General features: G+C 67.7%; 22 protein-coding genes. 10 read left to right on the top strand and 12 right to left on the bottom strand.

Annotated elements, in window-relative coordinates; all coding sequences use genetic code 11:
* The first annotated feature begins 95 nt into the window (after nt 1-95).
* The 4 genes from AC1DX2_RS15635 (at nt 96) to AC1DX2_RS15620 (ending at nt 3,035) form a co-directional block, all read left to right on the top strand.
* The gene (locus AC1DX2_RS15635; RefSeq protein ID WP_477197279.1) at nt 96-593 is read left to right on the top strand and encodes a Rossmann-fold NAD(P)-binding domain-containing protein; all 498 of its coding nucleotides are present in this window, start codon (nt 96-98) and stop codon (nt 591-593) included.
* Between the two features lie 107 nt (nt 594-700).
* The gene (locus AC1DX2_RS15630) at nt 701-1,303 is read left to right on the top strand and encodes a hemerythrin domain-containing protein (RefSeq protein ID WP_477197278.1); all 603 of its coding nucleotides are present in this window, start codon (nt 701-703) and stop codon (nt 1,301-1,303) included.
* A gap of 25 nt (nt 1,304-1,328) precedes the next feature.
* Nucleotides 1,329-2,543, top strand: coding sequence for an NAD(P)H-dependent flavin oxidoreductase (locus AC1DX2_RS15625; protein ID WP_477197701.1), 1,215 nt, complete (start codon nt 1,329-1,331; stop codon nt 2,541-2,543).
* 45 nt (nt 2,544-2,588) lie between these two features.
* On the top strand, nt 2,589-3,035 hold the full coding sequence (locus AC1DX2_RS15620) for a universal stress protein (RefSeq protein WP_477197277.1): 447 nt from the start codon (nt 2,589-2,591) through the stop codon (nt 3,033-3,035).
* Between the two features lie 61 nt (nt 3,036-3,096).
* Here AC1DX2_RS15620 and AC1DX2_RS15615 read toward each other — a convergent pair whose 3' ends face one another.
* Nucleotides 3,097-3,687, bottom strand: coding sequence for an NAD(P)H-dependent oxidoreductase (locus AC1DX2_RS15615; RefSeq protein WP_477197276.1), 591 nt, complete (start codon nt 3,685-3,687; stop codon nt 3,097-3,099).
* 83 nt (nt 3,688-3,770) lie between these two features.
* Here AC1DX2_RS15615 and AC1DX2_RS15610 point away from each other — a divergent pair, with 83 nt between their 5' ends.
* Nucleotides 3,771-5,135, top strand: coding sequence for an MBL fold metallo-hydrolase RNA specificity domain-containing protein (locus tag AC1DX2_RS15610; protein WP_477197275.1), 1,365 nt, complete (start codon nt 3,771-3,773; stop codon nt 5,133-5,135).
* A gap of 34 nt (nt 5,136-5,169) precedes the next feature.
* Here the strand turns inward: AC1DX2_RS15610 and AC1DX2_RS15605 are convergent, their stop codons facing one another.
* The 3 genes from AC1DX2_RS15605 to AC1DX2_RS15595 are packed head-to-tail and all read right to left on the bottom strand — an operon-like array spanning nt 5,170 to nt 6,164.
* Nucleotides 5,170-5,448, bottom strand: a complete 279-nt coding sequence (locus AC1DX2_RS15605; RefSeq protein ID WP_477197274.1) for a YqjK family protein — start codon at nt 5,446-5,448, stop codon at nt 5,170-5,172.
* Nucleotides 5,449-5,454: 6 nt separating this feature from the next.
* Nucleotides 5,455-5,841: a phage holin family protein gene (locus tag AC1DX2_RS15600; RefSeq protein ID WP_477197273.1), complete on the bottom strand. Its 387-nt coding sequence runs from the start codon at nt 5,839-5,841 to the stop codon at nt 5,455-5,457.
* Between the two features lie 11 nt (nt 5,842-5,852).
* Nucleotides 5,853-6,164 carry an ElaB/YgaM/YqjD family protein gene (locus AC1DX2_RS15595; RefSeq protein WP_477197272.1) on the bottom strand — a complete coding sequence of 104 codons (312 nt, stop codon included), beginning with the start codon at nt 6,162-6,164 and terminating at the stop codon, nt 5,853-5,855.
* Nucleotides 6,165-6,305: 141 nt separating this feature from the next.
* Between AC1DX2_RS15595 and AC1DX2_RS15590 the strand changes: the two genes are divergently transcribed.
* The 4 genes from AC1DX2_RS15590 to ubiM all read left to right on the top strand — a co-directional run bounded on the left by AC1DX2_RS15590 (nt 6,306) and on the right by ubiM (nt 9,617).
* A complete protein-coding gene (locus AC1DX2_RS15590) occupies nt 6,306-6,425 on the top strand; it encodes a YgaP family membrane protein (protein ID WP_477197271.1) in 120 nt (39 codons plus the stop codon).
* 96 nt (nt 6,426-6,521) lie between these two features.
* Complete coding sequence (locus AC1DX2_RS15585) at nt 6,522-6,950, top strand: universal stress protein (RefSeq protein ID WP_477197270.1); 429 nt, start codon at nt 6,522-6,524, stop codon at nt 6,948-6,950.
* 76 nt (nt 6,951-7,026) lie between these two features.
* Nucleotides 7,027-8,268 (top strand): MgtC/SapB family protein, encoded by a 1,242-nt coding sequence (locus tag AC1DX2_RS15580; protein ID WP_477197269.1) that lies wholly within the window; start codon nt 7,027-7,029, stop codon nt 8,266-8,268.
* Nucleotides 8,269-8,396: 128 nt separating this feature from the next.
* A complete protein-coding gene (ubiM, locus tag AC1DX2_RS15575) occupies nt 8,397-9,617 on the top strand; it encodes a 5-demethoxyubiquinol-8 5-hydroxylase UbiM (RefSeq protein ID WP_477197268.1) in 1,221 nt (406 codons plus the stop codon).
* A gap of 74 nt (nt 9,618-9,691) precedes the next feature.
* Here the strand turns inward: ubiM and AC1DX2_RS15570 are convergent, their stop codons facing one another.
* The 3 genes from AC1DX2_RS15570 to AC1DX2_RS15560 are packed head-to-tail and all read right to left on the bottom strand — an operon-like array spanning nt 9,692 to nt 13,987.
* Complete coding sequence (locus AC1DX2_RS15570) at nt 9,692-10,894, bottom strand: efflux RND transporter periplasmic adaptor subunit (protein ID WP_477197267.1); 1,203 nt, start codon at nt 10,892-10,894, stop codon at nt 9,692-9,694.
* A gap of 1 nt (nt 10,895) precedes the next feature.
* Nucleotides 10,896-13,277, bottom strand: a complete 2,382-nt coding sequence (locus AC1DX2_RS15565; RefSeq protein WP_477197266.1) for an ABC transporter permease — start codon at nt 13,275-13,277, stop codon at nt 10,896-10,898.
* Nucleotides 13,274-13,987, bottom strand: coding sequence for an ABC transporter ATP-binding protein (locus tag AC1DX2_RS15560; RefSeq protein WP_477197265.1), 714 nt, complete (start codon nt 13,985-13,987; stop codon nt 13,274-13,276). The genes AC1DX2_RS15565 and AC1DX2_RS15560 overlap by 4 nt, the downstream gene beginning before the upstream one ends.
* A gap of 181 nt (nt 13,988-14,168) precedes the next feature.
* On the opposite strand from AC1DX2_RS15560, the gene AC1DX2_RS15555 reads away from it, so the two are divergent.
* On the top strand, nt 14,169-14,999 hold the full coding sequence (locus tag AC1DX2_RS15555; RefSeq protein WP_477197264.1) for a murein L,D-transpeptidase: 831 nt from the start codon (nt 14,169-14,171) through the stop codon (nt 14,997-14,999).
* 4 nt (nt 15,000-15,003) lie between these two features.
* Here AC1DX2_RS15555 and AC1DX2_RS15550 read toward each other — a convergent pair whose 3' ends face one another.
* The 5 genes from AC1DX2_RS15550 to AC1DX2_RS15530 form a co-directional block, all read right to left on the bottom strand.
* A complete protein-coding gene (locus tag AC1DX2_RS15550) occupies nt 15,004-15,687 on the bottom strand; it encodes an SCO family protein (RefSeq protein ID WP_477197263.1) in 684 nt (227 codons plus the stop codon).
* A 15-nt stretch (nt 15,688-15,702) separates the two neighbouring features.
* On the bottom strand, nt 15,703-17,334 hold the full coding sequence (locus AC1DX2_RS15545) for a YHYH protein (RefSeq protein WP_477197262.1): 1,632 nt from the start codon (nt 17,332-17,334) through the stop codon (nt 15,703-15,705).
* A 336-nt stretch (nt 17,335-17,670) separates the two neighbouring features.
* Entirely contained in the window at nt 17,671-18,414 is a 744-nt protein-coding gene (locus AC1DX2_RS15540; RefSeq protein WP_477197261.1) for a lysophospholipid acyltransferase family protein, read from the bottom strand.
* 55 nt (nt 18,415-18,469) lie between these two features.
* A complete protein-coding gene (locus tag AC1DX2_RS15535; protein ID WP_477197260.1) occupies nt 18,470-19,765 on the bottom strand; it encodes a dihydroorotase in 1,296 nt (431 codons plus the stop codon).
* Nucleotides 19,762-20,724, bottom strand: a complete 963-nt coding sequence (locus tag AC1DX2_RS15530) for an aspartate carbamoyltransferase catalytic subunit (RefSeq protein WP_477197259.1) — start codon at nt 20,722-20,724, stop codon at nt 19,762-19,764. The genes AC1DX2_RS15535 and AC1DX2_RS15530 overlap by 4 nt, the downstream gene beginning before the upstream one ends.
* Nucleotides 20,725-20,726 lie beyond the last annotated feature (2 nt).

Genomic DNA, 20,726 nt, shown 5'->3' with positions numbered 1-20,726 from the left:
ATGTTGACGCAAATCAAGCAAAAAAGTCCCGGCCGAACTACGCTTGCGCCATCGTTGTGCCTACCCGTTCACCTGTCCCCAACATTCACCTCGGCATGGATCTCCATCCCATCTCCCACAAGTTGCTGGCGAGCCGGCAGCTGTCGGACCAGGACCAGGCCCTGCTGCTGGCCGCTGCCCGACGCGTGAATCAGGCACGGTTTTCCGGCACCCTGGGCACGCTGCTGCTGGGACGCCATGTGGCGGTAATGGCACCGGATGACAGCGAAGCCGCACGGCTGTTCCGCCATGCAGGTACCGAGATGGGCGCACAAGTGGCGCTGGTGCCGGCGCTTGCCGCCAATTCGTCGGCGACAGACCTTCAAACCACGGGACGCATGCTCAGCCAACTGTACGATGCCGTGGAGTGCCAAGGGATGCCTGCCACGCTGGTCCGCGGCATTGCACAAGGAGCCACTGTGCCCGTGTTCGATGGCTTGGCCACGGCGCAGCACCCCGTCGCGGCGCTGGCCGAGCGGGTGGCGGAGGATGCGGCGGTGGTCGATGCGAACCGCCTGGTTGTGCAGGCCGTGCTGCTGTCAGCGATCAACTGAAGACGCGTTCGAAGGCCTCTGCCCTGTGAAGGCTTGACGTGGATCAAGCCCTCCGCCCGCCCGGCGTGCGATCCTCGTGGCGACCTGTCGTCAACCACCGTACCACCATGTCCCACCTGTCATTGCAGATCATCCGCGAAGAACATGCCGCCGTGGCAGCTGTACTGCGCTCACTGTTGATGATGCTGGACGCCGGCCCGGGTGACGAGCCCGAGCGCTTTTTCGACGTGCTGCGCGCCATGTTGTTCTACATTGACGAGTTCCCCGAGCGCCTGCACCACCCCAAAGAGTCAAACCTGCTGTTCCCGAAGCTGGTACGGGTGGCGCCGCACCTGATGCCGGTGGTGGAAAAGCTGGAAAAGGACCACATGCAGGGCGAAGGCAAGGTGCGCGAGCTGCAGCACGCGCTGCTGGCCTGGGAGCTGGTGGGTGACTCGCGCCGCGAAGCTTTCGAGGCGGCTGCTCGGCGCTATGTGATTTTCTACCTGCAGCACATGCAGACCGAGGAAAAGGACATCCTGCCAGCAGCACAGCAGTTGCTGCAGGCCGAGGACTGGAAACAGCTGGATGCCGCTTTCGCCACGGAGCGCGACCCGCTGGCCGGTGGCACCCACGATCCGCGCTACGACCGGCTGTTCACCCGCATCGTCACCGCCGCGCCCGCGCCTATTGGCGTGGGGCGCAGCCTGGGGGCTCGCCATGATGTCTGACACGGCAAGCCCCTTCACGCCCGGAATGCCTGAGGCGGTGCCCGACAACACCCGCCTGCTGGCCGCGTGCCAGTCATCGGGCCTGCGCACCTGGCAACTGGGTGGCAAGACACTGCTACCGGTGGTGCAGGGCGGCATGGGCGTGGGCGTATCGGCCGGTGGCCTGGCCGGCGCGGTGGCACGCATGGGCGCGCTGGGCACGGTGTCCTCGGTGGACCTGCGCCGCCTGCACCCCGACCTGATGGCGCAGACCGGTCATCTGGAGAAGGAACCCGACGCGCGCGCCCGCATAGACGCTGCCAACCTGCTGGCGCTGGACCGCGAAATCCAGCGTGCACGCCGCCTGTCACAAGGCCAAGGGCTGATCGCCGTCAATGTGATGAAGGCGCTGAGCGCCTACGAGCCCTACGTGCGCCAGGCGCTGGCCAGCGGCGCCGACGCCGTGGTGGTAGGCGCCGGCCTGCCGCTGGACCTGCCCGACATCGCCCGCGAGCACCCGCATGTGGCGCTGATCCCCATCCTGTCTGACGCCCGCGGCATCCAGCTGCTGGTGCGCAAATGGGAGAAAAAAGGCCGGCTGCCCGATGCCATCATCATCGAACACCCGCGCCTGGCCGGCGGCCACCTGGGTGCGGCCAAGGTGGCGGATCTACAGGACAAACGCTTTGACTTCGACGTGGTGGTGCCGCAGGTGCTGGAATTTTTCAAGGCGGCCGGGTTGGAACGCGAGATCCCGCTGGTGGCAGCTGGCGGCATCAGCAGCCGCGACGACATCGTGCGCCTGCAAGCGCTGGGTGTGACGGCGGCGCAGCTGGGTACCGCCTTTGCTGTCACGCATGAGAGCGATGCCGACCTCGCCTTCAAGCAGGTGCTGGCGCAGGCCAGGCCCGAGGACATGGTGGAATTCATCAGCGTGGCCGGCCTGCCGGCGCGCGCCGTGCGCACCCCGTGGCTGGAGAAATACCTGCGCATCGAGCCCAAGCTGAAGGCTGTGGCGCACGCCAAGGCGCGCTGCAACATGGCGTTCGACTGCCTGGCCCATTGCGGCCTGCGCGATGGCGACGCCAGCATAGGTCAGTTCTGCATCGACCAGCAACTGGGCCATGCGCTGACCGGCGACACGCGCAAGGGCTTGTTCTTCCGCGGCGCCGGCAAGCTGCCCTTTGGCAACGAGATCCGCGGCGTCGGGGACCTGCTGCAGTGGCTGCTGGGTGGCCCACCCTTGGCGGGCCAGGGGTAAGCAGCCCGGCGTACCATTTTTTTGTCCGCATCACTGGAGAACCCTATGTACAAAAGCATCCTGGTGGCTACCGATGGCAGCACGCTGTCGAAGAAGGCCACGCAACACGCCATCGCGCTGGCAGCGCTTACCGGCGCGCAGCTGGTGGCATTGAAGGTGGTGCCGCGCTATCCCATGAGCTATTTCGAAGGTGGCCTGTCCCTGCAAGCGGCTGAGATTGGCCGCATCGAAAGAGAGTGGGCAGAGGGCGGCCAGGCGGTGGTGGACGCCGTGGTCAAGGCGGCAGCTGCCAAGGGCGTGGTCAGCAGCAAGGCGGTGGTGATGAAGTCCGATGTGGTGTCCGACGCCGTGCTGGCAGCCGCCACCAAACACAAGTGCGACCTGATCGTGATGGCTTCGCACGGGCGCAGCGGCATCAAACGCATGCTGCTGGGCAGCGAAACCCAGCACGTGCTGACGCGCGCCAAGGTGCCGGTGCTGGTGCTGAAGTAGGGACTGTGACTGGGAAGGCGGCCAAGCCTGCTGGCATGCCGGCCCGGCTGGTGCCGGCAGCTCAGTCGCCCAGCCGGCCCATTGCGGCGAGCTTCTTCAGCCAGGCGGCGCACTGCGCCTCCTTCATGCCTTCCACCAGGCCCACCAGGGTTTCGGAAACAGGGGCGATGCCCACAAAGCCCAGGATGTTGCGCTCCAGCGCTTTCAGGCTGTGGGCACGGAAGAACCAACGGTACACCATCGCCGGCATGCCCATGGTGACCACCACGCGGGCCGAGCGCCCGGCCAGCAGCTTCTTGGGGAACTTGCCGCCCTCACCCGGCCTGGACAGCGCGAAGCCCGGCCGCGCCACCTGCTCCAGAAAGCCTTTCAGCAGCGCGGGCATGCCGCCCAGCCACAGCGGGAAGAAAAAAACCAGGTGGTTGGCCCACAGGATGTCCTGCTGGACCGGCACCAGCGCCTCGGGCACGCAGCCGCCGTCCCAGTCAGCCTTGCTGCGCAGCAAGGGGAAGTCCAGCCGGCCCACTTCCACCGTGCGCACCTCGTGGCCGGACTCCTCTGCGGCAGCGGCATAGGCACTGGCCAGTGCGTGGCACAGGTGGGGGTGATCAGCATCGGGATGGCCCTGGATGATGAGGATGTTCTTGCGCATGCGTCCATCATCGCGGCTGTGCGCACCACCGGGCTTGATCTGGGTCAAGCACCGACCGCTGCCACCCGTGCACCATGGTCGCCATGAGTGTCAACATCACCTTCCTGGGCGGCGCCTCCACCGTCACCGGCTCCAAATACCTGGTGCGGCACGGCCCGCACAGCCTGATGGTGGACTGCGGTCTGTTCCAGGGCTACAAGCCGCTGCGGCTGCGCAACTGGAATCCACTGCCCATCGCCCCCAACGCCGTGGACGCGGTGGTGCTGACCCACGCCCACCTGGACCACAGCGGCTACCTGCCGCTGTTGGCCAAACAAGGTTTCGCCGGCCCCGTGCATGCCACAGCCGGCACGCGCGACCTGTGCCGCATCCTGCTGCCCGACAGCGGCCACCTTCAGGAGGAAGATGCCGCCTTCGCCAACCGCCATCGCTTTTCCAAACACACGCCGGCGCTGCCGCTGTACACCGAGCAAGACGCCCGCGACAGCTTGAAGCTGATGCGTGCGCACGAGTTCCGCAAACCCTTCGAGCCGCTGCCGGGCTGGCGTGTCACGTTGCAGCCCGCCGGCCACATCCTGGGCGCGGCCAGTGTGCTGCTGGAAGTGGCGGGCCGGCGCATCCTGTTCTCAGGCGACCTGGGGCGCCCGGACGACCTGATGATGAACCCGCCCGACCCGGCCCCGGTGGCCGACACGGTGCTGATCGAATCCACCTACGGCGACCGTCAGCATCCACGGGAAGACCTGCTGTCCGAACTCGGGCCAGCGCTGCAGAAGCTGGCCGCGCGTGGCGGCGTGGCCGTGGTGCCGGTGTTCGCGGTGGGTCGGGCCCAGGAGGTGTTGTACGCCATCGCGCTGCTGAAGGCCAGTGGCAGCATCCCCGCCAGCCTGCCGGTGTTCCTGGACAGCCCGATGGCCGTGCACACCACTGGCCTGTTTGAGCATCACCTGGGCGAGCACCGACTGAACGCCACCCAGGTGCACAAGATGGCCCATGCCGCCACGATGGTCAGCACCGTGGAGGACTCCCGCGCGCTGGCCAGGCGCCATGGCTCCATGGTGATCCTGGCCGCCAGCGGCATGGCCACCGGCGGGCGGGTGCTGCACCACTTGGCGCTGTATGCGGGCGGGCACCGCAACATGCTGATACTGACCGGGTTCCAGGCCCCAGGCACGCGCGGTGCGTCGCTGGCGGGCGGTGCCACGTCGCTGCGCATCCATGGGCAGGACGTGGCGGTGGGTGCAGAGGTGGTACAGCTGCAATCGGCCTCGGCGCACGCCGATGCCGGCCAGTTGCTGGCCTGGCTGCACACGCTGTCCTGCCGACCCGATCAGGTGTATGTGGTGCACGGCGAATTGGCAGCAGCCGACGCGTTGCGCGCGCGCATTGAGCGCGAACTGGGTTGGCGGGCCACGGTGCCCGAGCACGGCGCCACTTGGCCGAGCTAGGAGGTTCCAACCAGACACGCCCTGTGAAGTGAACTCAGCCCAGGGTACGTCGCAGTTGCTGAAACAGGCGCCAGGCCCACCACACGCGGCCCGCCCAGCGAATCGAGCGACGCGGCCGCAGCACGGCCAGGGCAGCCAGCGCACCCAACGGCCATTGTGGGTGATGCATCAGCCACTGCGTGCCGGCGCGCGCGCGCTCCAGCCACGACAGCTTGCTGACCATGGCCTGCATGTGTCCGCCCAGCTCTACCCGCAGACGCGCGCTGTGCCACTGCAACATGCGTTGGCGCAACAGCAATTCGTCGTGGCGCATGGCGAGTCAGCGTCCGCGCAAGCCGACGGCGTCTTGTCGCAGTTCGGCCAGGCTGGCTTCAAACGGTTGGCGCCCGTTGGCGCACAAGCTGTCCCGCGCCTGGCGCAGCATCCACAAGCCCACCAGCAGGAACGCGCCGCACAGCACCCCGGTGGCCGCCAACCGGTAGCCATCCCAGAACAGCAGAACAACCAGCGCACAGGCCAGCATCAGCCCGAGCAGCAAAGCCAGCAAGGCCAGCGCCCCCCACAGCAGGCCGATCAGCAGGCGGCGCTTCTCCAACTCGAATTCGGTGCCCAGCAATTCAAGCCGGATCTGGGCCATTTCCAGCACGCCCGCCAACACCTGGCGAGCCGAATGGAACAGGCCAGCACCCGAAGCGGCGTCCGTCACGGGCGAACGCCTCAGCGGCGGCCCACCAGCAGGCCGATCAACAGGCCGACCCCGGCGGCCACACCCATGGACTTCCACGGGTTCTCGTGCACGAACTGGTCTGCGGCCTGGCCGGCGGCACGGGCCTTGGCCACGGCCGCCTGCTCCAGGTGCACCAGGTCGGCCTTGGCCTGTGCCAGGCGCTGCTGCACGCGGCCACGCACCTCGGCGGCACCTTCGCCGGCATGCTCGGCGGTCATTTTCAGCAACGCCTCGGCGTCAGCAATCATCACCCGCAGATCAGCCATCAGCTTGTCGGTGTGGGCGGCGGTCAAGTCACTCATGGTGGTCCTTCCATTGTCATGTTGAATCGAAGGCCATGGTAGGCATGTCGCGACCGGCGTGGCTTGATCTGCGTCAATGCCGCGCGCACGCGATGGTGAGAGCATGCTCCACAGCCATCGACACACCACAAGGAGTAAGCCATGACCCACAACGTCGGCAATCTGGACCGCATGCTGCGCATCGTGGCTGGCTTGGTGCGCGTGTGTCCGGCCTACCTGCCGTTTGGCATCAGCACCTGCAAGACGTCTGATCGCAAGTAAGATGTTCAGGGCACGCCACGTCAAGCACCGCTGCCACCCGTGGCATAAGCCAAGACCGGCAATCAACACATTCACATCACACCCCGGAGATCACCCATGAAACTTCTGATAGCCCTTGACGGCTCCAAACCGGCTCTCAACGCAGTCAAATACGCCATCAAGCTGCTGGGACGCGTCACCGCCGAAGCCAACAGCGTCACCCTGATCAGCGTGCATGACGCCACCGCCCTGCGCCATGCCAGCGCCTTCGTCGGCCCGGAGACCGTCGCCGACTACCTGCGCGAACAATGTGAAAAGGACTTGAAGCCAGCTCGCAAGCTGCTGGATCAGGCCGGTGTGCGCCACGACATGGTGATGCGCACCGGCCACGTGGCCCAGGAGATCGTGGAAGCCGCCAATACGGGCCGCTTCGACATGCTGGTGATGGGCGCCAAGGGGCGCGGCGCGGTGTCTGACCTGTTGATGGGCTCGGTGGCCCAGCGCGTGCTGGCCACCGCCCGCACGCCGGTGCTGCTGATCAAGTGACAGGTGACGTGGCCAGTGCCTCTGCCCCTTTGGGCCGGACATCGCATAGCCCCTGAAGCCCCGCGCCCGCATCGCCATGCAGGCCACTGACGGCATCTGGCTGCAGTTGGCGGCGGCGCTGGGGATAGGCATGTTGGTGGGCCTGGAACGCGAGCGCCGCAAGGACCTGGGGCCGCGCCGCATCTCGGCGGGCATACGCACTTTCTCAGTCACCGCCCTGCTGGGTGCCGTGGCGTTGCTGCTGGGTGGCCCGGCGCTGCTGCTGGCGGCCGTGCTGGCAGTGGGCGCACTGACCGCCGTTGCCTACTGGCAAAGCGAGGTCAGGGACATGGGCCTGACCACCGGCGTGGCCCTGCTGTTGACCCTGTTGCTGGGTGGCCTGGCCACGCACGACGCGCTGCTGGCCAGCGCTTTGGGCGTGGTGCTGACCGTGCTGCTGGCCCGGCGTGCCAGCCTGCACCGCTTTGTGCGCCAGGTGATCACGGAGCGCGAGCTCAACGACGCCCTGGTGCTGGCAGCCGCCACGCTGGTGGTACTGCCGCTGCTGCCGGACCGCTACCTGGGCCCCTACCAGGCACTCAACCCCCGCACCACCTGGATGGTGGTCATCCTCATGATGGCAGTGGGTGCCGCTGGACACGTGGCCCAGCGCCTGCTGGGCGCGCGCGCCGGCCTGATGGCCACCGGCTTCGCGGCCGGCTTTGTTTCCAGCACCGCCACCATCGCCGCCATGGGGGAACGCGCGCAACGAGTGCCCGCATCCTTCCTGCCGGCAGTGGCTGGCGCCGTGGCCTCCTCGGTGGCCACAGTCGTGCTGCTGGTGTTGGTGCTGGCGGCCACCAGCCCGCCCGCGCTGGTGGCGATGGCCTGGCCGCTGGCCGGTGCGGCAGCCGCCGTGCTGGCCTATGCGGCCCTGTTCGCACTGCGCCTGGCACATGCACCGGCCCCGTTGCCAGTTGATGAAGGCCATGCTTTCAGCCTCACCAAGACGCTGGGCCTGGCCCTGCTGGTGTCGGTGGTCACGGTGGCATCCAGCGCCATGCAAGCAGCTTTTGGTGACACCGGCCTGTGGGTGGGTGCCGCCATCACCGGTTTGGCCGACGCCCATGCGTCAGCGGTGTCGGTGGCCGCACGGGTGGCGGCCGGCCAGCTGAGCGCGGAGCAGGCCGTGCTATCCATCCTGGCCGGACTGAGCGCGAACACGGCGGTCAAATGCGTGGCCGCTGCCACGCTGGGCGGCTGGCGCTTCGCGCTGAGCGTCATTCCTGGCTTGGTGCTGATGGTGGCTGTGGCCTGGCTGGCGTGGGCTGGAGTTTGAGCGCTCGGCCCACCGGCTGCTGTCGGACAGCAAGAACGGCAAGACTTTGTCCCCACGGCAAGCGCCAGACTTTGACCAAAGACAATACGCGAATCACCTGAGCCCCTAAGCTGTGTGCCATGCCAGATGTGAAGCACAACAAAAACGCCCTGCAGGCCGACGTGGTGATCGTGGGGGCCGGACCGGCGGGCCTGTGCCTGGCGCGGTCGCTGAGCGGGCGGAACATGCGCATCGTGGTGGTGGAACAGCAGCCGCTGGAACGCATCGCCGAACCACCGTTTGACGGCCGCGAAATCGCGCTGACGCAACGCTCGGCCATGCTGATGCGGCAATTGGGCCTGTGGGAGCGCATAGATCCTGCCGATATTGCGCCGCTGCGCGACGCCAAGGTGCTGGACGGCCCGTCCAGCTTTGCCATGGTGATAGGGCACGAGCTGGGCCGTGCCGCTGAGCTGGGCTGGCTGGTGTCCAACCACCTGATACGCCGCGCCGCCTTCCAGGCCGTGCAGGCGGCCATGCTGCAGCACGGCGATATCCAGCTACTGACCGGTGAGCAGGTGGCCCAGGTGCAGATGCAGCCCGCGCATGCTCTGGTGCGGTTGCAAAGTGGCCTGCAGGTTCAAGCCGGGCTGCTGGTGGCCGCTGACAGCCGTTTTTCGGCCACCCGGCGCATGGTGGGTGTGCAGGCCCGCGAACACGATTTCGGTAAAACCATGCTGGTGTGCTGCATGACGCACGAGCAGCCGCATGAGGGCATGGCCTGGGAATGGTTTGACTACGGCCAGACGCTGGCGCTGCTGCCCATGAACCCAGCCCCCAACAGCGGCGCCGCGCGCTCCTCGGTGGTCATCACACTGCCGCCGCGAGAAATAGAAGCCTTGCAAAAGTTGGATGCGCACGCATTCGGCATTCAGGTGACCGAGCGCTTCCACCGCCGGTTGGGTGCCATGCATCTGGCCAGCACGCGCCACGCCTACCCGCTGGTGTCGGTGTTCCCGGAGCGGCTGGTGGCGCCGCGCTTCGCCACTGTGGGTGATGCCGCGGTGGGCATGCACCCGGTCACCGCCCACGGCTTCAACTTCGGCCTGCTCAGCGTGCAAACGCTGACGGACGAGATGGCACGCGCCCGCCACCAGGCGCAGGACCTGGGCAGCCTGCGCTGGCTGCTGGACTACGAGCGCCGCCAAAGGCGCGCCACGCTGCCGCTGTATTGGCTGACGCGGCTGATCATTGAAATCTACACCCGGGAATCGGCACCCGCCAAGCTGACGCGCAAGCTGTTGTTGCAACTGGGCCAACGTTTCACACCGCTGAAGAAATCCATCGCCCATGCGTTGGCCGATGGCTGACCGCCTGTCGATTGCACGCATGAAGAAGAATGCTGCACACGCCTAGCTCCCACTGGCGCTGATCCCATCTCCCCCTATACCTCGCGGCGCGTCACGCGCGAACCGTCCTTGACGGTGGCCGGTGGATAAACAATCACCTGTTCGCCGGCCTGCAAGCCGCCAGTCAGCCAGGCACTGCTGCCGTTTCGCCCGCCCAGCTGGACCGGCCGCAGCCACGCCCGCCCACCCTCCACCACCAGCACCGCCATGCCGGTGGCATCGGCGCGCGAAAATACCGCGCTGACCGGCACCTGCAGCGCCTGCTCGCGCCGCAGCGTGACGATACGCACCGACACGCGGTAGCCGTCGCCCAGCGCCTGCCATTGCTCGTGCGGGGTCTCAATGTCGATGTGCACCTTGACGCGCTGCTCCTCCACGCCCAACGCCGACACCTTGGTGAAGCCCCCCGGCTCCACCATGCGCACCCGGCCGCGCAGTTCGCCATTGCCGCCCCAGCGCTCCACCACCACCGCGCTGCCGGGCTTGACCAGCAGGGCGTCAGTGGTCAGCAACTCGGCCACCACTTCCAGTTGGGCGACGTTGCCCAGCTCCAGCAACGGCGTGCCCAGCGCCACGGTGGACTCGCTGGCCTGCAGCACGCGCAGCACACGCCCGGCGACCGGCGCACGCACCGAAAACCCGCTGCCGCCCGCTGCGCCGGCATGCTGCACAGCCTGCAGCGCAGCCTTGGCCTGCTCCACGTCGTGGGTGGCAATGCGCCGCTCCTGGGTGGCGGCTTCCAGCTCCTTTTGCGCCGCCTGGTTGGTCAGGCGGTCATTGTCCAGCTTGGTGCGCGACACAAAGCCCTGCCCCACCAACTGTTCGCTGCGCTGGGCCTCGTTGCGCGTCTGCATCAGCGCCACCTGGGCGCCCTCCAGCCGCGCTTGCGCGCGCAACACCTGCGCCTGGGCGATCTGCACCTGCAACTGCTGCTCGCGCAGGGTGCGGGCGTCGGTCAGCGTGGGCAGCAGCGGCGTCAGCGTGGCCACCACCGCACCGGCGGCCACGCTGTCGCCTTCGCGCAGCGGACTGCGCGCCAGCAGGCCGGCCAACGGTGCCGACACCAGGTAGCGGTCGCGCAGCAGCGTCTTGCCGTCCTCCTCCACCGTGGCTTCGAACACGCCAACGCTGGCATTGGCCGTCTCCACCGCCTGCGCCCGCGGGGCGAAGGCCCATCCCAGCACGGCCACCACGGCCAACGTGCCGGCCACCGCCAGCACCCAGGTTTGATTCTTCATGTCAATCCCTTGTCTTCAAAACAGCCACCATGTCCAGCCGATCCACACGCCGGCGCACCACCAGCGCGCTGCCCAGCCCGGCCACCAGCACGCACAGCGCGGCGAAGGCATAGGTGCTGGCGCGCGCCACCACGGGAAAATGGAACTGGTCCGACTCCAGCAGGCTGGTCACCAGGTGCGTCAGCCCGAAACCCAGCGCCATGCCCAGCGGCAGCGCCAAGGCGATGACGATGGCCAACTCGCCCAGCAGCAGCGCCGACACCTCGCCGCGCGTGAAACCCAGCACCCGCAGGCTGGCCAGCTCCCAGCCGCGCTCGGCCAGCGCGATGCGCGCATTGTTGTAGACCACGCCCACCGCGATGATGATGGCGAAGATGGTCAGGATGGTGCTCATGATGCGCACGTTTCGGGCGCTGATTTCTTCCATGTTGCGCACCATGGTGGCCTTGCTGAAGGCGCCGGCCACGCGCGGCAGCGCCTGCGTGGCCCGCAGCAGTGCCGCCTCGCTACCACGCTCCAGCGTCAGCACGAAGCCGTTGCTGAGGTCGCCGTCACCCAGCGCGCGGTTCAGTGCGCCGCGCTCCATGTAGGCGTTCAGCCCCATCATCTCGTCCACGGTACCGCCCAACACCATGTCCAGCGTGCGCTGGCGGCCCTCCAGCACCTCCACCCGCACGTGCTGGCCGACCGCCAGGCCCAGCTTGTCAGCCAGTCGCCGGCTCAGCACCAGGCCGCGCCCCTCCAGTGGCACCGCGCGCTGGTCGCCGTCGATCACGCGGTACAACTCCGCGCGCCCCGCATAGCCGCGTATCAGGCCGCGCTCACGCAGGTGGCCATGGCTGAAGCTGACCGGCACAAAGCGGGTGGACTCCACCATGGTGACGCCCGGCAGCCGCGCAATTTCGTGGCGCATGCTGTCCGGAGCCGACTCCACCAGCCACACCGCCACGTCGCTGCGCAGCGACAGGTTGAACTGGGTGTCCACCACCACCGCGATGGCGTCGCGGAAGAAACTGCCCATGATGACAATGGCCACCGCCGCCGCCACCCCGGTGACGGACAGGGCGCTGCGCAGCGGTCGCCGCTCCAGGTTGCGCAGCACCATGCGCAGCGCCGGGTTCATGCCCTGAATGCCCAGACGCTCCAGCAGCGTGCGCCGATAATGACCGGGTGCCGGCGGCCGCATCGCCTCGGCCGGCGCCAGGCGCACCGTGCCTACGATGGCGTTGAGTGTGCCCAGCACCGCCGTGGCCACCGTGATGCCGGCGCTGGCCAGCAGCAACCAGGGAGCGATGCGGTGCTCAAAGCGGGGGAAAAAGAAGAACTCGGCATACAGCCGGGTGAAGAACAGGCCCAACCGATCGCCCAGCAAGATGCCGAGGGCCAGCCCAATCAGCGAGATCAGCAGCACCAGCTTCAGGTAGTGTGCGGCGATGGCGGCATTGGCGTAGCCCAGCGCCTTCAGCGCGGCAATCTGCTCGCGCTGGGTGGCCACCAGTCGGGACACCACAACGTTGAGCAGGAAGGCGGCCACGCCCAGGAAGATGGCCGGCAGCACCGTGCCCAGCACCCGCTGCTCCTTGATCTCGTTGTCCAGCATGGCGTGGGAAGTCTGGTCCGCCCGGCCCAGCACCTCGCGCCCGCCATAAGGCGCCAGCAGGTTGCCCAGCCCCGTCATGGCATCCTGTTCCAGGGCACCGGGCGCCAGCTTGACCGCCACATGGTTGAAAGCGCCGCGCATGTCGTACGCGGCGGCCAGCGCCTCGCGGTCGACCCAGAACACGCCGAAGCCGCGCAGGTCGGGCATGCCCCACAGGCCGGCAAAAATGAACTCCGGCGACAGGGCGCTGCCCACCACCACCAGTGTGCGCTGCTTGCCGTTGACCAGCGCCTGCACCCGCGAGCCGGGCGCCAACCCACGCGCCTTGGCAAAGCCCTCGGACACCAGCGCTTCGATCTCGCCATTGGCATGCGGCGCTGTGGTGCCCGACATCGCCGACAGGGCGCGCCCGCCGCTGACGCTGACGCGGTTCATGCGCGCGCCATGCAACGCATCCACACCAATCAGCTGGCCGATGATGGGGTCGGCCACCCCCGGCAGCGTGACCCGAACCACCTGCTCCACCGTGGCCTGCACATCGGCCACGCCGGGCACGCCGCGCAGGGACTCCACCAGCCCATTGGGGGCGCGTTTGACGACGGCGAACAGGTCGGCGAAGCGGCCGTCGGCGTAGTAGGTGTCGCGCGCCAGCGCCAGCGAGTCCACCGCCGACAGGCTGGTGATGAAGCCGCCCACGCCGCTGGCCACCACCAGCGCGATGGTCAGCGCCTGGCTCCACAGGTTGCGCAGGTCGCGCAACAGCTTGCGGTCCAGCGCCTTCACCAGGCCAGCTCCGCCGGCGCCAGCTTGTGGGTGTTGGCCTGCAGGCGCTGTATGCAGCCGTCGCCGAGCGAGATCACGCGGTCGGCCATGCCGGCGATGGCGGCGTTGTGGGTGATCACCACCACCGTGGTGCCGAGTTCTCGGTTGATGCGGTCAATCACTTCCAGCACCAGCTTGCCGGTCTGGTAGTCCAATGCGCCAGTGGGCTCGTCGCACAGCAGCACGTCCGGCCGCTTGACGATGGCGCGCGCCACCGCCACGCGCTGCTGCTCGCCGCCGGACAGCTGGGCCGGAAAATGGTCCGCGCGACCACTCAGGCCCACCAGGGCGATGGCCTCGTCGATCGGCATGGGGTTGGCGGCGATGTCGGTCACCAGGGCCACGTTCTCGCGCACGGTGAGGCTGGGAATCAGGTTGTAGAACTGGAACACGAAGCCCACATGCTCGCGCCGGTAGCTGGTCAGCTCAGCCTCGCCGACACCGCTGAGCCGGTGCTCGCCAAAGCTGACATCGCCGGCGCTGGGCACGTCCAGCCCGCCCAGGATGTTGAGCAAGGTGGACTTGCCGCTGCCAGATGGCCCCAGCAACACGATGAATTCGCCGCGCCGGATGTCCAGGTCCACGTCGTGCAGCGCCCGCACCTGTGCGGCACCCTGGCCGTAGGTCTTGCCCAAGCCGCGGGCGCGAAAGACGATGTCGTCGGAGTTCATCGCCGCATCTTAGGAACACAGCCCCCTGGCGCGCTTGAGGTGGATCAACTCAAGGCGCAGCCACCATCGCGTCGATGGTGTGCTCGCGGCGGGGCGTGCCCCGGGGACCAACGAAGGTGCGCGTGGGCACCGCGCCTTGACACAGGTCAAGCCTGAGCCTGGACGCGACCGGCGACGGCACTTGAGCCTGTTGGCGCTGGTCGCCGGCCTGTGCATGCAGGCCTGCCCAGCCCAACCCCTGGAGCAACCGGATGTGGTGGCGCAGCGCTTTGCCACCGAGGTGGACAAACGGCTGAGCCTGCCGCCCGAAGAGGCCGCGCTGTATGACCGGCTGGCGGTGCAGGCGCTGGCCGAGGCGGGCGCTGTGCTGGACCAGGCGCAGTACCTGGTGGTGGTGGACCGCCACCCGCAGGTGCAGGCGCTGTTGCTGGCGTGGTACGCGCCAGGCAGCGGCCTGCACTGGCTGGGCGCCTCGCCCGTCTCCACCGGCCTGCCCGGCAGCTTCGACCACTTCAAGACGCCGCTGGGTGTGTTCGCGCACAGCCTGGCCAACCCGGACTTCCGCGCCGAGGGCACGCTGAACCGCAACGGCATCCGCGGCTATGGCATCAAGGGCATGCGGGTGTTCGACTTCGGCTGGCAGCAGGCCCCCAAAGGCTGGGGCAAGGACCGTGGCCGGCCCATGGCCATGCGGCTGCAGATGCATGCCACGGACCCGACCAGCCTGGAGCGACGCTTGGGAAGCGCCCAGTCCAAGGGCTGTGTGCGCATCCCGGCGTCGTTGAACCGCTTCCTGGACCGCCATGCCGTGCTGGACGCCGACTACCTGCTGGCGCAGCGCGGCGGCCGCAAATTCTGGGTATTGCAACCTTCTCAGGAGCCGGTTGCACAACCCGGCCGCTACCTGGTCATCGTGGAGTCGCCGCGCGATTCAAGGCCTGCCTGGGCCAATACGACCTTGGCGCCTGCAACGGTGGCGCCGGCCGCGACAGCCAGGCGTGCTGCGAGGTAGCGCCTCAGACCCCTTGCTCGCGCAGCAGTCGCAGGTAGTCGCCACGCAAGCGCTGCATCTCGGGCGCCAGCGTGGCGTCGTACACACCGCGTATGCGCCGCTGCCGGTCCACCAGGAAGGCGCGGTTGGCATGCAATGGTTCGGCGCCGGCCACCGGCTCGGCCAACTCGGTCAGCAGTTGCCGGCGCGCCATGGTGTACACCGAGGCGGGCTCGCCGGTGGCCAGCAACCAGTCGCGCGGCAAGGCCATGCGCTGGGCGTAGCGGGCCAGCACCTGCGGGCTGTCGTCACGCGGGGTGACGCTGATCAGCAGGAACTGCGGCACTGCGACCTGCGCACCAAGGCTCTCTTGCAACCCGCGCAACAACTCCACCGAGACCGGGCACACGCTGGCACAGCCGGCATAGAAGAAACCCAACACGGTGGGCGCGCGCTCCAGCACGTCCGTACCCAGCAGCTGCGCATGTTGGCTGACCAGCGTGAAGCTGCCCATGCGCTGCCAGGCCGCCCAGGCATCCCAGCGCGGCTGCAGGCTGGGTTCGAAGTAGTAAGGCAGCGCATCATGCGTCAGCGCGTTTTGCGGCCCCTGCAGCGCGCCGGTGCACCAACCCAGGCCCAGCACCATGGCCAGGGACGCGGCCAACAGGCCCAGGCCACCCCGCAGCAATGAACACAACCCGCGTGCCATGGCGTCCCCCCGCCTTCAACGAACGCTGGCCGGCGTGCCCCGGTAGCAGCCCACGGTGTAAGGAAACTCCTTGGTCTGGTGGTAGTGGTACTGCACTACGCTGACACCGTTGACGATGACGGCATGCGTGTGGCCATGGCACTCATCCAGGTCGGCGTTGGTCAGCGCCTTGCCGTTCTCCCCCAGGTTGCCGTAGATGCCGAAACCGTCGGCAATGTAGCCCACCAGCGGTGAGTGCTGGCCCGCCGTGTCTTTCTGCGTGATGCAGCTGCTGATGCTGTGGTAGTGGTACTGGCCGGTCTGCTCGGGGTGGCCCTGGCAGCTGTCCTGGATCTCCCAGGCCACGGCGTCGCGGCTGCCACCGTCGTTGGCGTTGAACAGGCGCACACCCGTCAGCAGCACGCCAATGGCGCCGCCATTGGTGCAATTGGGCTTGGCCGCCATCGTGGGGTTGGCCGGCAAGCCCCAGGCGATGCTGGCCACCTTGATGGTGTTGGGGTTGCGGTCATAGGCATAGGCCGGGTCGCTGCTGGCGATGGGGAAGATGCCGGTGGTGTGCGGCGGCAAGCCGTTACCGCTGAGCCCCAGCGTGGCGCCCAGCGTGACGACGAAGTTGGACACCCAGCTGACCGCGCCCTGCACGCTGAGCTTGGTCAGCGAATTCCAGCTGATGCCGTCGGCGTTGAACCAGGGCCCCTTGCTGCTGGCACCGCCCTGGCCGCCGCTGGAACAGATGTACAGGTAGCCCACCGCCGGCGTGGTGGTGGTGAAGTGGCCGTCGCCCAACGGCAGCTTGGCGGCGTCCACGCTGCTGGTGCCCGTGCCGCTACCGGTGCCACTGCCGGCCTTGGGCGTGACCGCCAGCGCGGTGGACTTGGCGCTGCTGCCAAAGCTGTTGGTGGCGGCAATCGAGCAGGCGTAGGTGCTGCCGTTCATCAGGCCGGTCACTGTGATCGGGCTGGCGGGGCCACTGGCGCTGGTCAGGGGGTTGATGCCGCTGCCGCCCAGGCAGCTCACGGTGTAGCTGGTGATGGCCGAACCGCCGGCGAAGGTCGGTGGCGTGAAGCTCACCGTGGCACTGGCGTCCCCCGCCGTGGCGGCGCCCGGTGTGGGTGCATCGGGCACCGCGCAATTGCCCGGAAACACGGTGCAGTTGAAATCTGCCAATCTGCCCAACATGACCAATGCGCCGCCGGTGGCAGGGCCCAGCGCGTACACCGTGCCGTCGGCCACGCCCAGGTACATCTGCGTTTCCGGGTAGTAGCGCAGCACATAGGGCGGCACCGCCAGGTTGCTCTTGTGGCCGGGAAACAGCGCGGCCACGTTCTGCTCGGCCCAGTCGAACAGCGCGCTGGCGTCCAGCGTGCCGGTGGCACCGCGGCTGCTGGCCTGCAACAAGCGGGCATCGTTGGCGGAGGTCAGCAGGCGGGCGGCGCGCCGGCACTGGCCGTCGGCCCCCAGGTTGTAGCGGCCATAGTCTGCGGCCGCCTGCGCGCACAGCGCGCCGTCCACCACAGCGGTCTGCGGCTGGACCATGGCACGGGCAGCCACCTGCACGGCGGCTGTATCCGCATTGTCTCCCCCGCCGCAGGCACCGAGCATCAGCCCGGCCAGCAACACAGCACAACGGTTTGCAAATGCGTCCATGCGGTTCTCCTCAGGTCTGCTGAACCGCATTGACGCACAAGCATGGCCTGCTTGCAATGCTGTCGCATGCTGGCGTGGCGCGCTGACAGCACCGGCACGCAGCCCCATAATGCATCCATAATTTCGCCGCCTATTTCGTCATGCCCCTCAAGCAACACGGCACAACCTGGGAGGGCGTGACACCCGACGGGTCGAAAACCTGCGGGGCTTCTTTCAGGATTGCGCCTGCCACGGCCTGACGGCCATGGCCGATGTGATGCCCAGCCGCATCCATGGCTTGATGATGGAAGAGGTGGCGCAGCGTTGCGCGGCACTGCTACCGCACCAATTGATACCTTACAGCGGCAGTTGGCGCAACCGCTCCACCTCAGTCTGCAAATCCGCAGCCCAGACACGGCGGTCGCGGCCAGCGAAGTGCTGCGGCTCGCCAAAGCGCACCACCACACACAGCGGGTCCGCCTTCAGCGCGCGCCACAGCGAACCGAACAGCGTGTCGTTGCCAATGTAGCAAGGCGCCAGGCTCTGCTGGCCGCTGGCCAGGTCGACAAAGCGCAGCGCCACCGGTTGCACCGGCGCGTTGGCGGCAATGGCGGCCTGGAACAGGTTGGCGTGGAAAGGCAGCATGCCGACGCCGTTGCTGGTGGTGCCCTCGGGGAAGATGCCCAGCACGTCGCCGTCGCGCAGCGCTTCGGTCATGTGGTGCACCACGCGCATGGCGTCGCGGCGCTTCTCGCGCTCGATGAACAAGGTGTCGGTGCCAATCGCCAGCCGGCCCACCACCGGCCAGTGCTTGATGTCGGCCTTGGAGACGAAACGGCAATAGCGCGCCGCGTGCAGCGCCGTGATGTCCATCCACGAGATGTGGTTGCACACCAGCATCATGGGGCCGGTAGCGGCCGGCGTGCCCAGCACGCGCAATTGCACGCCCAGGCGCGCCAGCATCTGCTGCGACCACTGCTGCACGCGGCGGTGCCGCTCTTGCGCGTCCAGCTTCGGAAACTTCAGCAGGATGGTGGCCAGGCCCACCAGCACATGGGCCATGGCGGCGCAAAAGCGCGCGCAGGCGCGCAAAACCCTCATGGAGAGACCTGCGCGCTGGGCGCTGCGGTATTCGCCTTGGGAGCGGCCCGGCGGCTCATGAAGCCTCGTAGGCCAGGTGCCCGCCCACCAGCGTAAAGCGTACCCGGCCCGGCAGTTCGTAGCCGTGGAAGGGTGTGTGCTTGCCCTGGCTGCGCAGGTTGGAGTCACGCACGATCCAGCGCTCGGCTGGGTCAAACACGCAGACGTCGGCCGTGCCACCCACCACCAGCTGGCCCAGGCTGGCGTGCACGCCACCCAGTGCGGGGCTCAGCAGACTGGCTGGCTGGCTGCTCACCGCCGCCAGCGCCCGCTCCAGCGGCGCGCCGCTGTCCTGGCTCCATTTCAGCGCCAGGCTGAGCAGCAACTCCAAACCCGTGGCGCCGGGCTCGCTCTCGGCAAACGGCAGCGCCTTGGCGTCCTCGTCCACGGGTGTGTGGTCGGACACCAGCGCGTCAATGCTGCCATCCAGCAGGCCGGCGCTCAAGGCATCGCGGTCGCGCTGCTGGCGCAGCGGCGGCGTCAGGCGCATGCGGCTGTCGAAAAAGCCGATGTCCACGTCGGTGAGCAACAGCGAGTTGATGCTGATGTCGCAGCTGACCTTCAAGCCCTGCGCCTTGGCCTGGCGCACCAGCTCCAGGCCGGCGGCGCTGCTGATGCGGCACAGATGCACGCGCGCACCGGTGGCGCGCACCAGCTCGAACAGTGTGTGCAGCGCGATGGTCTCGGCCGCCACCGGCACGCCGGACAGGCCCATGCGGGTGGCCAACGGCCCACTGGCGGCCACGCCCTTGCCCAGGAAGTAATCCTGCGGGCGCAGCCACACGGTGTAGCCGAAGGTGCTGGCGTATTGCAGCGCGCGGTACATCACCTGGCTGTCGGCCAGCGCCACCTCGGCCTGGCTGAAGCCCACGCAACCGGCTTCGGTCAGCTCCACCATCTCGGTCAGCGTCTCACCCTTCAGGCCGCGCGTCAACGCGCCCAGCGGGAACACACGGGCTTGGTGCAGGCGCTCGGCGCGGTAGCGCAGCATTTCCACCAGGCCGGGCTCGTCCAGTATCGGGTCGGTGTCGGGCGGGCACACCAGGCTGGTGACGCCGCCGGCCACGGCAGCAGCCATCTCGGATTCCAGCATGCCTTCGTGCTCGTGCCCCGGCTCGCGCAAGCGCGCCGCCAGGTCCACCAGACCGGGCATGACGATGCAACCGGCGGCGTCCAGCACCTTGTTGGGGTGGAAGTCTGCGGGCGCCTTGCCCACGGCCACCAGCTTGCCGGCAGCGATGGCCAGGTCGCCCACCTGCGCCAGCCCGCTGGCCGGGTCCATCAGCTTGCCCCCGCGTATCAGCAATTTCATGCTTCGTTTCCTGCGACTATGCTCATCACCGCCATGCGCACCGCGATGCCAAAGGTCACCTGCGGCAGGATCACGCTTTGCGCGCCGTCCACCACCGCCGAGTCGATCTCCACACCGCGGTTGATGGGCCCCGGGTGCATCACGATGGCATCCGGCTTGGCCAGTTGCAGCTTCTCCGTCGTCAGGCCATAGCTCTTGAAGAATTCCTGGCTGGAGGGCAGCAGCGCACCGCTCATGCGCTCGTTCTGCAGCCGCAACATGATGACGACGTCACAATCCTTGATGCCCTCTTCCAACGTGTGGCACACCCGCACGCCCATCTGCGCCATGTCACCGGGCACCAGCGTCTTGGGGCCAACCACGCGCACTTCGGGACAGCCCAACGTGGTCAGCGCATGGATGTCAGAGCGCGCCACCCGTGAGTGCAGCACGTCGCCGACGATGGCCACGGTGAGGTTGGCAAAGTCTTTTTTGTAGTGCCTGATGGTGTACATGTCCAGCAGGCCCTGGGTAGGGTGCTGGTGCCTACCGTCGCCGGCATTGATCACATGCACATGCGGCGCCACATGCTGGGCGATCAGGTAGGGCGCGCCGGACTCGCTGTGACGCACCACGAACATGTCGGCCGCCATCGCGCTGAGGTTGGCGATGGTGTCCAGCAGCGACTCGCCCTTGGCGGTGGAGGAGCGCGCGATATCCAGGTTGATGACGTCGGCACTCAGGCGCGTGGCGGCGATCTCGAAGGTGGTGCGGGTGCGTGTGGAGTTCTCGAAGAACAGGTTGAACACGCTCTTGCCGCGCAGCAGCGGCACTTTTTTCACTTCGCGGTCGTTGAAGCTGACGAAGTTGGCCGCCGTGTCCAGGATCTGCGTCAGCGTGGCCTTGGGCAGGCCTTCGATGGAGAGCAGGTGAATCAGCTCGCCATGCTTGTTCAGTTGGGGGTTGCGTTTGTACAGCATGA

It is taken from the genome of Hylemonella sp. P2_B10 (assembly GCF_056404875.1).
This window is presented reverse-complemented; position numbering and strand designations above follow the sequence as displayed.